Raw genomic sequence first — 13,750 nt, forward strand, 5'->3', positions numbered from 1 at the left:
ACATAAGTAAAGGATTGGTCAAAAACCATTTTTCCTGATGGCGCAGTTTTTTGTTATCAAGTTGTAGCTTGAAAATGTTTGCAGGGTGTTGCGAATGTCTCTTTATCCAAGTATGTTTTCTTTTGTAACAAAATAACTGCTTTGTGATCCTTGATCACGAAATGCGCTAGCCCAAGGTCGCAAAGAAGCGACGATTCGCGATCTGACGTGAAGCAACGTGGAATTGAGAACGGGGGAGACAGTGAAGTTCACCAACGGATACTGGCTGAAGAAGGATGGATGGAACGTTCAGCATCCTCGTGAGATCCAAAGCATCGTCCCTGTCGGTAATGGAATTCGTGTCTTCGCGCCGACGCGTCATATTGCATTTAAAGGTGCGGAACTAGACGGAAGTCAGTTGACAATTACTCTTGAGCCAGCGGGTGAGGGAATTCTTCGCGTCCGTTTAGAGCACTTCCGTGGTTATTGTGAGTTGGCTCCCAATTTTGTCCTTGCTCCTCTCGAAGGTAACGGAACCGTTGCCATTGATTCAGCGAAGAAGAGTGCTGTTGTTTCGTCTGGCTTACTGCGGGCAGAAATTGGCGGTGAAGACCATTTCGAGCTCCGTTTCTATGATGGAGATCGTGAGATTACGTCATCGATACTGAAATCGATGGGAATTGCTATATCCCCTGAGGGTGAGAAGTTCATTCATGAACAGTTAGTCATCCAACCAGGCGAATCAATTTTTGGTCTTGGTGAACATTTTGGGCCTGTCGTAAAAAATGGGCAGGTTATTGATATGTGGAATGCGGACGGTGGAACCGCTTCTGAACAGGCCTATAAGAATGTACCTTTCTATTTTTCCGATCGTGGCTATGGTGTTTTTGTTAACCACCCCGAAAAGGTCTCTTACGAAATTGGATCCGAAGTTAACACGCGTGTTCAGTTTTCTGTCCCAGGTAACGTGCTTGAGTACTTTGTTATTGCTGGACCGACGCCGAAGGATGTTCTTCGACGATACACATTGATGACGGGACGTGCTCCACAGGTCCCTGCATGGAGCTACGGACTTTGGCTTTCGACGTCCTTCAAGACAGACTATTCGGAAGAAACAGTTAACGGTTTACTGGATCAGATGGAAGAACGTGGAATACCAATGAGCGTTCTTCACTTTGACTGCTACTGGATGCGCCCCAGTCATTGGTGTGATTTCGTCTGGGATCCTGAACTTTTCACTCATCCTGAAGAGATGCTTGCGCGTTACCACAACCGTGGTATCAAAATTTGCGTTTGGATCAACCCATACATCGCACAGCAGTCTCACCTCTTTGAAGAGGGGAAAGAACAAGGCTATCTTCTTCATGCACTTGATGGTTCTGTAAGACAGTGGGACCACTGGCAATCTGGAATGGGATGGGTTGACTTTACAAACCCTGAAGCGACCATGTGGTACAAGAATGAGCTGAAGAAGCTACTGCGTCAGGGCGTTGATTGCTTTAAGACGGATTTCGGTGAACGGGTACCTACTGACGTCATCTGGTTTGACGGCTCCGATCCGCAACGGATGCACAATTACTACACGTACCTATACAACCAGGCAGTGTATGAAGCAATTGCTGAAGAACGTGGCGAAGAAGAGGCAATCGTTTTTGCCCGGAGTGGAACCGCGGGATCGCAGTCATTCCCAGTTCATTGGGGTGGCGATTCCGAGCCGACATTTGTGTCGATGGGTGAAACTCTGAGAGGTGGCTTGTCTCTCGGGATGTCTGGTTTCGGATACTGGAGTCACGATATGGGCGGTTTCGAAGGCAAGCCGAATCCGAAAGTCTTCATCCGATGGTTCCCGTTTGGAATGTTCTCTTCGCATTCACGATTGCACGGTTCAGATTCGTACCGGACACCGTGGATCTACGGCGATGAAGCAGTTAGAACGGCGCAACGTTTCGTTGCTCTAAAGAATCGCTTGATGCCTTATGTGCTTCAGGTTGCTCGTGAAGTTACTTCTGACGGAATTCCTGTCATGAGGCACATGATTCTCGAACATCCGAAGGATCGCACATCAGCCCATGTTGATACCCAATACTATTTCGGATCCAAGATGATTGTTGCGCCCGTTTTCTCTGAATCAGACGAGGTTGAATACTATCTGCCGACGGATGGTTGGACGAACCTTCTCGACGGTTCACGTCGTGAGCGTGCCGGATGGTACTCAGAAACACACGCCTTGGATTCGCTTCCGATCATGATTCCCGACGGGACGGTGCTTCCGCTGGGTGAGCACTCAGAACAGACCGTCTACAACTGGGCAGACAACGTATGTCTGTATTTGTTCGGGCTGGTTCCAGGCGAACAAACGGTAACTGTTCCATCGTCAGAGAGCGATGTTACGTTCAACGTCACTGTTACAGAATCGAAGGTCACTATTACTTCTGATTCCGCTTTTCCTTGGTCCGTTCAGGTAGTTGCGCCACTCAAGAACATTGAGATCGCAACCGGCTCTCAGGAACCCATGCTTTTCCCTGACCTTGCGTCGGGAGAACGCATCATCGCCGATGCGAACGCTGTTGAGTTCACCTATTCGTTTATCGCGACGAAGTGAATTGATCAGAAACCACAACACAGAGAGATGAGATTTCAAAGGAGAGACGACATGTCGATGTCACGTCACATGCGAAAGAATGTAGCCGTCGTCAGCGCGCTGACTCTGGCGGGAGCACTCGCAGCATGTTCAACAGGTTCGGGAGATTCTGCCACAAGTGGTTCGAGCGATGCTAGCGGTGACCAGGTTACGATTGAAGTCTGGGACTACGAAGGTCAGGGCGTATCCAATGACGCAATGAACGCTGCAGTTGCAGCATTCGAAGCAGCAAATCCGGGCATTAAGGTCAATCGCACCTCGTTCGCATTTGGTGACCTGTCAAAGTCAATTGTCCAAGGTGGCGTTGGTGGCGAGGTCCCAGATGTCGCGATTATCGATACCGTTGACAATCAGAATTTTGCTTCCCTTGGTCTGCTTGCGGACATCACTGATGCCACTGCAGATATGAAGGACGAATTCTTTGAAGGTCCTTGGAACTCTACTCAGCTTGATGGCAAGACTTATGGTCTGCCGATGAATTCGAATAACCTTGCTCTCTTCTACAACAAGACGATGTTTGAAGCTGCAGGAATCACTGCTGCTCCGACCACCTGGGATGAACTGGCGACCACGGCTAAGGCTCTGGCTACCGACGGCAAGGCTGGCCTTGCACTTTCTGCTGTGAAGAACGAACAAGGAACCTTCCAAGTTCTTCCATTCGTTTGGCAGACCGGTGGCGACGTTGAGAACTATGACGTTGCTGGTGCCGAGGCGTTGACTTATCTGAAGGGTCTCATTGACTCTGGTGCAGTGAGCTCGGCTGTTGCTAACTACACGCAGGAAGATGCACGTACCCAATTCACTACCAGCCAAACTGCAATGATGGTGAATGGTCCGTGGGAAATATCCAACCTTGCTGATGTTGACTTCGAGTGGGGTGTTGCTCCTCTGCCGGTTGGTAAGGAAGCAGCAACCGGTATGGGCGGTGAAAACATCGTCCTATTCCAAGAAGCAAAGAACGCTGAAGCTGGTCTGAAGTTCGTCGAGTTCATGGCTTCTCATGATGGTGTTCAGACCTTCTGTGACGTTTCGGGTCAGCTTTCTCCGCGCCCCGACCTTGCTGGAAAGCTCAAGCTTTCATCCGATCCGAAGATGCAGGTCTTCGAGAAGCAGATGGAGATCACCCACGCGCGTGCCTACGGTGCTGAGTATGCAAAAATCTCTGAGGCAATCCAGCTGTCCATTCAGGAAGCTTTGACGGGCGCTAAGACCCCGGATGCTGCGGCAAAGGATGCATTCACTACGATCCAGCCACTGTTGCCGACTGAGTGAAATCATGACAACAACGCTCAGCACTGATGCTGAGCGGCATGAGAAGCCGAGGCGACGCAAGCGTTCTCAGAACGAGATTCGCACTCGCCGTCTCGGTCTTCTCTTGGCTGCTCCTGCAATCGTTTATGTACTGGTTTTCCTCGCGTTTCCACTGCTCTATAACTTGTTTTTGAGTGTTACGGACGCCAACGGGGCGAACCTGATTTCTCAGACGTTCTCATTTAACAGTTTTGAGAATTACTCTGCCGTTATCAATGACCCGGCTTTTTGGAATGCGCTGAAACTGTCCGTCATCTTCACGGTGTCGTGTCTCTTCTTCCAGTACACGATCGGTTTCGCTTTGGCGTTGTTCTTCCGCCGTCCGTTCCCGGGCAATGGAATTATCCGTGCTCTTCTGCTTGTGGGATGGATTCTGCCCCCTGTTGTTACAGGCACCATTTTCAAGTGGATCTTTGACTCGGATTACGGTGTTCTCAACTACTTCTTATTATCCATGGGGATCATCGATGAACCAGTGAAATGGTTGACTGTCGGGTCAACTGCGATGTTCGCTGTCGTTGTTGCCAACCTATGGATCGGCATCCCGTTCAATATGCTTCTGCTTCTTTCGGGATTGCATACGATTGACGATGGTCTGTACGAAGCTGCTGCGGTGGATGGTGCCAGCAAGTGGCGTCAGTTTGTTTCAATTACCTTCCCCTTGATGCAACCAGTTTCAATCTCTGTTTTGTTGCTTGGTGTGATTAACACATACAAGGTCTTTGACCTTATCTACACCATGACAAAGGGCGGTCCTGTTGATTCAACGACGACGTTGCCGATCTACTCTTACCTCGAGACATTTAAGATCTTTGAATTCGGAAACGGTGCGGCTGCTTCTGCGTTGACGTTGCTTCTTCCACTGGCTCTGTCCTGGTTCTATGTGAAGAGCTTGAATGAGGAGGATCTCAAGTGAGTTTTGTGAATAAGAGGTTTCGTCGCGCCCAAGTCTTGAAGTCAGTATGCGGTTGGCTGATTGCAATTGTCTATCTTTTCCCGGTGTATTGGATGATCAATACAGCATTGAAGACTGGACAAGAGATGTTCCAGAATCCGCCGACGATGTATCCCCACAATCTGTATCTTGGTTCGTTTCAGTCCGTGTTTTCTGGTCAGTACGGCATCGGAACAGCGTTTGTTAACTCACTGATAATTTCAGTGTCTGTGTTGGCTCTGACGTTGCTGATTGCAGTTCCTCTTTCTTACGCAGTGGCTCGAATGCGCGGTGTGATTACAACCTCGATGATGGTCATGCTGACGGTGGTTCAGTTGCTTCCTGCTATTGCAATCTCGATTCCGATGTTCGTGATGTTCCGTCAGGTTGAACTGAATAACACGTTTTACTCGATTGTGCTTGCTGATATTTCTGTGACGCTACCGTTTGCAGTGATCTTGTTGCGCCCTTACTTTAAGCAGTTCCCGTATGAGGTTGAGGAGGCAGCCAAGCTTGATGGTCTGAGCACTATCCAGACGATCGTCCGGATTATCATTCCTACGATTCGACCGGGCATCATCATGATTTCGTCTTTTGCTTTCCTTATGGCGTGGGGTGAATTCACATTTGCCTTGACACTCTCGACGAAGCAGGAGATTCAGCCGTTAACGGTTGCGTTGAATCGAATCATTGGTCAATATGGTACGAACTGGAATGATTTGATGGCAGTAGCCACAATCATTGCTTTACCTGTTCTGATTCTGTTCATTCTGTTGCAACGCTACATCGTTGCGGGTCTTGCGGGTGGTGCAACCAAGGGCTGACAGAGCGCGAGGTGTAACTCCCTCGATTGTCTATATAGTGCGAGGCTTCAAGTGGTTGCTTGAAGCCTCGCGCTTTTGCTTGTGTTGGATCAAATGCAGGTCGGATATCTGCTAAACAGGTATGAGGAATCGTTTTACCCCATTGCCGGCGTTTGCCAAAGATGGCACGCTACGGGGGGATTGCACACGCAGGAGTACGCATGTCGACCTTCTTCGACCTTGATCGGGACCAACTGGAAACTTATCGCCCCGATAGTTTCGAGCCCGCAGACTTCGATGAATTTTGGGCGACGACTCTTGAAGAGAATCCTTTCGACCCGAGGTCTGTGCAGATCGAAGAGGTCACCGATCTGGTGGTGAAGACTCACCGAGTCTTCGACGTGACCTTCGGCGGGTACGCGGGCGATCCGATCAAGGCGTGGCTGACAATTCCTGCAACGGCTCAGCCCGGCGAAGAATTGCCCACCATTGTCGAGTTCCGCGGATACGGCGGTGGACGAGGCCTCCCGTACGAGCACCTCGGCTGGGCGGGTGCGGGCTTTGCGCACCTGGTTATGGACAACCGTGGCCAAGGCGGAAACTGGGGGACAGGGGCGGACACCATCGATCCGCATCCCCTGGGCGTTGGTCAGTTCGGACTCATGACACGTGGAATCGAAGACCCTCACGACTACTACTTCCGTCGGATCTATATCGACGCGCACCACGCGGTTGAGGCTACTGCGCACCTTCCGCACTGCGACGAGAAGCGGATCATTGTCACCGGGCAAAGCCAGGGTGGCACACTGTCTGTTGTGGCCGGCGTTCTGAACCCGCGCGTTTTGGCTACGATGCCCGACGTTGCGTGGATGGCCGACTTCCGCCGTGCGGTCGGATTAAGCGAACACACGCCCTATCAGGAAGTTGTCCGCTACCTGTCCGTGTTCCGTGGCCGTGACGAGATGGTGTTTGAGACCCTCGCCTACTTTGACATTGTGTCGCTGGGGAAGCGCGCGACGATTCCCGCGTTGTTCTCGACCGGGCTCATGGATATCTGTTGCCCGCCGTCGACGGTGTATGCAGCGAAAAACTGGTGGGGTGAAAAGGTGGTTGAGGCTGGCGGACAGCGACCGAGTGCCCAGATTGATGCCCACGCATTCAACGAGCATGAGGGTGGTGGCCTGTATCAGTGGCACCGTCAGGTGTTGTGGGTGAAAGACTTCTTGGGCCTTGTCGACTGAGTTGTAGAGTGTGAAACGCAGGTGTTGTTATGAAATTGTTGCATAACAATCGAAAATAGCGACTTCGGTGCTTAAATCAGGAAAAATCGCAGTTCAGGGCTAGTTTTTCAGAGTCCGTAAAAGTCCAAGATAGGGGTAAATGTTCCCCGAAAACCGTGTGAAAACGGGCGACAGTTTGTTTTTGTCTTGACGAGACGTGTGCCACCGTTTATGTTTTGTTTGGGAACAAAAGGGAATCGGGGTTTACCCTCCCTACTAGCCGGCTAGCGGTGGCTATAGGAAGAAACCACCCCAGCCTCCACGGTTCTCCAGAATTGAAGACCGAATGCGCAGGTGGCCTCGTACCCCCTGCGTGAAGGGGAGCAACGCATACTCCCCAGATTCGCGAACATCCCATTTTGAATCACAGACCCGCGGGTCGTGCTGAAGCGACACCGCACGATGGCGAAGGAGCCAAACAATGCGAGGAATTGCAAAGAAGACGCTCGTTGCACTTGCAGCGTCATCCATGGCCTTTGGCATGGCCGCTTGCTCCGCAGAACGCGGTGGCTCGTCCGAATCTGGCGCAGCAGCTGGCGGTGAAGGTGGCCTCATCGGTGTTTCAATGCCGAGTAAGTCCCTCGAGCGCTGGAACCGTGACGGTTCGCACCTCGAAGAACTGCTGAAGGACGAAGGCTACGACGTCTCCCTGCAGTACGCAGACAACAAGGTTGAACAGCAGATCACCCAGATCCAGAACATGATCAACGCAGGCCCCAAGGTCCTCGTTGTCGCCTCCATTGACGGCTCCGCACTGGCTCCCGTTCTAGAACAGGCCAAGTCCGCAGGCATCCCGGTCATCGCATACGACCGCCTGATCCGCGACACCGAAGCAGTCGACTACTACGCGACCTTCGACAACTACAAGGTCGGCCAGCTGCAGGGCCAGTACATCGAAGAATCCCTCGGCCTCAAGGACGGCAAGGGCCCGTTCAACTTCGAACCCTTCTCCGGCTCCCCCGATGACAACAACGCCAAGTTCTTTTTCTCCGGCGCATGGGACGTCCTCTCGCCCTACGTTGAATCCGGCATGCTGACCGTTCCGTCCGGCAAGGCACCGTCATCCGTTGACGATTGGCAGTCCATCGGCATCCAGGCATGGATGTCCACCACCGCACAGTCAGAAATGGAAACCCGCCTCAATTCCTTCTATTCCGACAAGAAGGTTGAAGCCATCCTCTCCCCGAACGACTCCCTCGCACTCGGCATCTCCCAGGCGCTCGACTCGGACGGCTACACCGCCGATGCGTGGCCGGTCCTGACCGGTCAGGACGCCGACCAGGCAAACGTCCAGAACATCATCGCTGGCAAGCAATCCATGACCGTCTGGAAGGACACCCGCGCTCTCGGTGATCGCGTCGCCAAGATGGTCGACCAGATCGTCAAGGGCATTGAGGTCGAGGTCAACGACACCGAGTCCTACGACAACGGCAAGAAGGTTGTTCCTTCGTTCCTGCTTGATCCGGTCGTCATCACGAAGGACAACGTCCAAGAGAAGCTCGTTGACTCGGGCTTCTACACGGCAGCAGACCTCGGTCTCTGATCCTCGGACGTAAGTAACTCTCCTAGAAACTGAGGTGAATGATGCAGACCGATGAACTGGTCCTGCGAATGTCACATATCGTCAAGGAATTCTCTGGAGTCAGAGCCCTCGATGACGTGACGATGGAGGTCCGCCGAGGGGAAGTCCACGCAATCTGCGGTGAGAACGGTGCCGGCAAGTCGACCCTCATGAAGGTCCTGTCGGGTGTCTACCCCTACGGTTCCTACGAAGGCAGCATCGAATACGTTGGTAACGAATGTCGCTTCAAGTCCATCCGTGAATCAGAGGACGTCGGCATCGTCATCATTCACCAGGAACTGGCGCTGTCCCCGTTCCTGTCCGTTGCGGAAAACATTTTCCTTGGCAACGAACGGGGACGCGCCGGATTCGTTGATTGGCACGAAACCAAGATTCTGGCGAAGGAACTGCTCGACAAGGTCGGTTTGGACGTCAACCCTGACGCGCGCGTCGTCGACCTGGGCGTTGGCCAGCAACAGCTCGTTGAAATCGCAAAGGCATTGTCCAAGGACGTCAAGCTCCTGATCCTGGACGAGCCGACCGCAGCACTCAACGACGATGACTCTGAGCACCTGCTTGAGCTGATGCGTCAGCTCCGCAAAGAGGGCATCACCATGATCATCATCTCCCACAAGCTGGGAGAAATCCGTGAGATCGCCGACTCCACGTCGATCATCCGTGACGGCAAGACCGTCGGCTACATCGACATGCACCGCCCCGAAGGCGTAACCGAAGACGAAATCATCGCCAAGATGGTCGGTCGCGAACTGTCCAACCGCTTCCCGGAGCACACGCCGACCATCGGCGACACAATCCTCGAAGTTTCCAACTGGACCGTTCACCACCCGATCGACACTGGCCGAAAGGTCGTCGACGACGCGAGCTTCGAACTGCGCCGTGGAGAGATCACCGGCCTGGCCGGTCTGATGGGTGCGGGACGTACCGAGCTTGCCATGAGCATCTTCGGTCACCAGTACGGCACCTCGATCAGCGGTGAAGTTCGCAAGAACGGCGAGGTCATCGACACCTCCACCGTGACCAAGGCGATCAGCCACCGCCTGGCATATGTCCCCGAAGACCGCAAGACGATGGGGCTGAACCTGATCCAAGACATTCGCAAGAACGTCACCATTGCAGCCATCGACAAGATCATCAAGGGGCACGTCATCCAGTCCCATGACGAGGATGCGCTGGTCGAAGACTTCCGACAGAAGCTTCGCATCAAGACCTCGTCGATCGACGCACTCGCGTCGTCCCTGTCCGGTGGCAACCAGCAGAAGGTTGTCCTAGCCAAGTGGATCAACACCGATCCCGAGATCCTCATCCTTGACGAGCCGACACGAGGCATCGACGTCGGTGCCAAGTACGAGATCTACCAAATCATTCAGCAACTAGCCGATGAGGGTCACGCTGTCCTCGTCATCTCGTCGGAGTTGCCCGAGCTTCTGGGCATCTGCGATCGCATCTACACAATGAGCCAAGGCATGATCACGGGCGTCGTTCCCGCGGCCGAAGCAACACAGGAATCTCTCATGAAGCTCATGACCAAGGAACGAGTGAAGGAAGCACGATGAAAGAGTCGACCAAACGGCTGCAGGGCAGCCTCCAGCAGTACGGGATTCTCGGTGCGCTCGTCGTCATTGTCATCCTGTTCAACATTCTTACCGGTGGTCGCCTTTTGGCCCCGAACAATATCGCCTCGCTGATTCAGCAGAACGCGTACGTGATGGTCCTGACCATCGGCATGACCATGGTCATCATCGCCCGCCACATCGACCTCGCTGTCGGCTCTGTCGTCGCCTTCGTCGGTGGCGTGGTCGCACTGCTCATGTACCAGATGCATGTTGCGTGGCCACTTGCAGTGGTCATCGGCCTGCTTCTCGGTATTTTGATCGGCTGCTGGCAGGGCTTCTGGGTTGCCTACGTTGGCATCCCCGCGTTCATCGTCACCCTGGGTGGCATGCTCATCTTCCGTGGCCTCGCGATCGTCCTCGTAGAAGCAACCGTTTCCGGTCTGCCGTCGGGTTTCGTGGCCATCGCAGCCGGATCCCTGCCCCCGTTCCTCGGCTACGCGGGCATGCTTGACGTCGTCACTCTGGTTATCGGTATCGCAACGATCGCAGTCGCGCTCTTCTCCTCTTTCCGCCGTCGCGCAAAGGATGTCAAGGCAGGTGCAGCGGTCATCCCGTTCGGATTGTTCGTCACCGGTCAGGTCCTGATAGCCCTGGCAATCGCCTTCGTGACCTACCTTCTCTCCCTGTCCTCCGGTGGGACCCCGATCGTTCTCATCATCATCGGCGTCCTGGTGGTCATCTACTCGTTCGTCATGGCGAAGACGAAGTTCGGTCGTCACATCTACGCCGTTGGTGGCAACCTCCGCGCAGCCCAGCTGTCCGGTATCAACACCAAGCGCACTGACTTCCTGGTCTTCGTGAACATGGGCTTCCTTGCCGCACTCGCCGGCATCATCACGACCTCTCGCGCAGGTGCTGCAGTCGCAACCGCAGGTAACAACTACGAACTCGACGCTATCGCAGCAGCCTTCATCGGTGGTACTGCGGTCTCCGGTGGTATCGGTAAGATCTCCGGTGCCATCATCGGTGCACTCATCATGGGCGTTCTGAACATGGGCCTGTCGATTCTGGCAGTCGACTCCGCATGGCAGCAGTCCATTAAGGGTCTTGTTGTGATTCTCGCAGTCGCTGTTGACCTGATCTCCTCGAAGAAGAACTGAGGTTGAACAAGCGCGTGCTTGATACGCCTTAATCGCAGAGGGTGGTTTAAACACCTGGCTTGAATAATGTGACCCCGAAGGAATTCCTTCGGGGTCACATGCGTCTGTCAGCCTTTGCGCTGTTTCTCAAACGTATTACTAGGCCTCAGATGCGCTCGGCAGTGATGCGGTGAGTAATCGTGTAGGTCTGACCTGCCTTTAAATCGATCGCGGTGGCATATCCGGCTTCAGTCAGAGGGCTGGTCGCTGCTGAAACGCCTTCACCGAAGTCGAATGCTGAGGTAATCGGTTCGACGCCTAGACAGAGGTTGGTTCCTCCCCACGGAGCACCCTTACGACCATGGTTGGAGATCCAGAACATGACGTTATTCAACAGGGTGCGATCCCATTCAAGGGTGGTCTTGTATCCTTCAGCATCGTTGACCAAGGTGACTCGCCCGTCCTTGGGACCCGCGGTCAGAACGATTTCGTCAACCTCTTCGGTGAGGGGAAGGCGAGTCAGATCGATCGTGCCACCGTCCGCGCGCGGGGCCTTGGCAAGGTCGCTGAAACGCGCACCACGTTCAAGAACCGTCGTTCCCGAGTCGGCTGGGAAAGCCCAGAACCCATCGGCTTCGCCGAGCTCGATGTGAGCATCTCCGGTGTTCTTAGGAAGACGGAAGATGGGATGTAGACCAAGTGGCAGACGAGCATCGGTGCGCATGATGATTGAGTCTTCGAATTCAACAGCACCTTCAACGCAGGTCACGCGACGTTCCACGCGCTTTACCGGGTCGTCGTCGGCGTAGTTCAGGCTGAGTAGGGCAGAGTCGGCTTCCAGCGCCTCGACATTCCAACGCAGGTTTGCGGAGGGGCCGTGAATCCAGGGGCTGGCACCGTTGTGACCGTTACGCCATCCCTCGGGCAGTTCTTCGGCAGTTTCGGGTGCGGCGCCGAAAGGGACGCAGAGGAAGTCGCCACGAAGCTTGTCCAAAATTGGGGCCTCGGGGAAACCTTCCCACGTGGCAACGTATGAGGGAGTGAACTCTTTATCCGTTCCTGCCTCGAAAAGTGCGGTCGTCATCGCGCCCTGAATTTGGATAGTTGCGCGAACCTTACCGGTGCCGATCGAAACGCTCATCTGGACTCCTTTGTCAGTTTTCTTTAGGGCAGTTCCTGTTCTTAGCCTAGTCAATTCCGCTCTCAAAACAGGCAATACGCGTTATTGTTAGTTGTTAACAGTAATGATGCTGTTTGTCCGTACTACCCCAGTGCTGGCACCTGCTCACCCAAGGAAACGCCGTGAAATTTATCCTCGCACCCGACTCTTTCAAAGAGAACATGACTGCATTGGAAGCAGTAACGGCAATGGAAAAGGGAATCCATGACGTGTACCCCGATGCCGATTGCGTGCGCGTCCCCATGTCCGACGGCGGTGAAGGCTTCATTGAAGCCGTTGCAACCGCGTGGGGAGCTCGCCGAATCACGGCCGACAGCGTGGATGCCCTGGGCAGACCGATTCAATCCGAATACGCGCTCGCGGACGGTCGGGCCGTCCTTGATGTTGCGTCGTGTGCGGGAATTGAACTGGTCGCTCCCCACGAACGTAATGTCGTCGAATCCAATACTGCTGGCCTCGGCATGATCATTCGCGACGCCCTATCGCGTGGCGCACACGAACTGTTGATCGGAATCGGTGGGTCCGCCACAAATGACGCTGGCATTGGAATGCTTGTTGAGCTCGGTGCTCGTCTTCTCGATGCGAATGGTGCAGAGCTTGCCCCGAAGCTAGAAAACCTCGCCCAAGTAGCGAGCGTTGACACGTCTGCCTTGGGTGCGTTGCTGGACGGAGTGAGCGTCAAGGTCGCTTGCGACGTGACCAACCCGCTGAACGGGCCTGAAGGCGCCACTGCAGTCTTTGGCCCGCAAAAGGGAGTCCAGCCCGAACAGGTCGAATTCTTCGACTCCCTCCATCTGCATTTCGCCACCGCCAGTGGTCACGGAGACGACGCGCTTCTGCCGGGCTCGGGCGCTGCGGGTGGCCTTGGGTTTGCGCTACGTGCCTTCCTCCATGCGGAGTTGACGCCTGGAATTGACCTTGTCGCCGACGCGGTCGGCTTAGCCGATACAGTGCAGGGAGGCGACTGGGTGTTCACAGGCGAAGGCTCGGTTGACTCTCAGACGATCAACGGCAAGACCCCCGCTGGGGTCACAGCTATCGCGCGCGCCGCCGGTGTCCCCGTCATGGTCTTCGCCGGCCGAATTAAAGAAGGTGCTGAAATCCTGCTTGAGCACGGCGTTTCCAAGATCGTGAAGGTCGGCGATCCGGCTGAGTCCCTCGAAGAAGCACTGAAGAACGGTCAAAAGAACCTGCGCGCCGCGGTTGTGAGTGCGCTGAACGCTGAGTAATTCGGGCTTCGTAAGGAGTACGACTAAGTAGAGATCCCGGCCTCGTGAATAGGTACGAGGCCGGGATCTTCTGCCATCTTTCACCTCGGATCTGGCCCGAGTGACGAGGTTGAAAGTAC

10 protein-coding genes are annotated in these 13,750 nt (G+C 54.2%); 9 read left to right on the forward strand and 1 reads right to left on the reverse strand.

The features are described 5' to 3' along the window. Positions 1 to 241 precede the first annotated feature (241 nt). The 8 genes from yicI (at position 242) to mmsB (ending at position 11,243) form a co-directional block, all read left to right on the forward strand. The gene (gene yicI / locus QP442_RS02005; protein ID WP_103633010.1) at positions 242 to 2,581 is read left to right on the forward strand and encodes an alpha-xylosidase; all 2,340 of its coding nucleotides are present in this window, start codon (positions 242 to 244) and stop codon (positions 2,579 to 2,581) included. Between the two features lie 51 nt (positions 2,582 to 2,632). Further along, complete coding sequence (locus tag QP442_RS02010; protein ID WP_103632885.1) at positions 2,633 to 3,892, forward strand: sugar ABC transporter substrate-binding protein; 1,260 nt, start codon at positions 2,633 to 2,635, stop codon at positions 3,890 to 3,892. 4 nt (positions 3,893 to 3,896) lie between these two features. Further along, a complete protein-coding gene (locus QP442_RS02015) occupies positions 3,897 to 4,847 on the forward strand; it encodes a carbohydrate ABC transporter permease (RefSeq protein WP_103632886.1) in 951 nt (316 codons plus the stop codon). Between the two features lie 5 nt (positions 4,848 to 4,852). Beyond that, positions 4,853 to 5,689: a carbohydrate ABC transporter permease gene (locus tag QP442_RS02020; protein WP_285069539.1), complete on the forward strand. Its 837-nt coding sequence runs from the start codon at positions 4,853 to 4,855 to the stop codon at positions 5,687 to 5,689. A 200-nt stretch (positions 5,690 to 5,889) separates the two neighbouring features. Continuing rightward, complete coding sequence (locus tag QP442_RS02025) at positions 5,890 to 6,909, forward strand: acetylxylan esterase (protein WP_103632887.1); 1,020 nt, start codon at positions 5,890 to 5,892, stop codon at positions 6,907 to 6,909. 460 nt (positions 6,910 to 7,369) lie between these two features. Continuing rightward, positions 7,370 to 8,491: a multiple monosaccharide ABC transporter substrate-binding protein gene (gene chvE, locus QP442_RS02030; protein WP_103632888.1), complete on the forward strand. Its 1,122-nt coding sequence runs from the start codon at positions 7,370 to 7,372 to the stop codon at positions 8,489 to 8,491. Between the two features lie 41 nt (positions 8,492 to 8,532). After that, the gene (locus QP442_RS02035) at positions 8,533 to 10,083 is read left to right on the forward strand and encodes a sugar ABC transporter ATP-binding protein (RefSeq protein ID WP_103632889.1); all 1,551 of its coding nucleotides are present in this window, start codon (positions 8,533 to 8,535) and stop codon (positions 10,081 to 10,083) included. Then, on the forward strand, positions 10,080 to 11,243 hold the full coding sequence (mmsB, locus tag QP442_RS02040) for a multiple monosaccharide ABC transporter permease (RefSeq protein WP_103632890.1): 1,164 nt from the start codon (positions 10,080 to 10,082) through the stop codon (positions 11,241 to 11,243). The genes QP442_RS02035 and mmsB overlap by 4 nt, the downstream gene beginning before the upstream one ends. A gap of 145 nt (positions 11,244 to 11,388) precedes the next feature. On the opposite strand, the gene QP442_RS02045 is transcribed toward mmsB, so the two are convergent. Next, positions 11,389 to 12,363, reverse strand: a complete 975-nt coding sequence (locus QP442_RS02045; protein WP_103632891.1) for a hypothetical protein — start codon at positions 12,361 to 12,363, stop codon at positions 11,389 to 11,391. A 161-nt stretch (positions 12,364 to 12,524) separates the two neighbouring features. Here QP442_RS02045 and QP442_RS02050 point away from each other — a divergent pair, with 161 nt between their 5' ends. Beyond that, positions 12,525 to 13,631, forward strand: a complete 1,107-nt coding sequence (locus QP442_RS02050; protein ID WP_103632892.1) for a glycerate kinase — start codon at positions 12,525 to 12,527, stop codon at positions 13,629 to 13,631. Positions 13,632 to 13,750 lie beyond the last annotated feature (119 nt).

The sequence above is a fragment of the Pauljensenia sp. UMB1177 genome, assembly GCF_030217965.1.
GTDB lineage: Bacteria > Actinomycetota > Actinomycetes > Actinomycetales > Actinomycetaceae > Pauljensenia > Pauljensenia turicensis_A.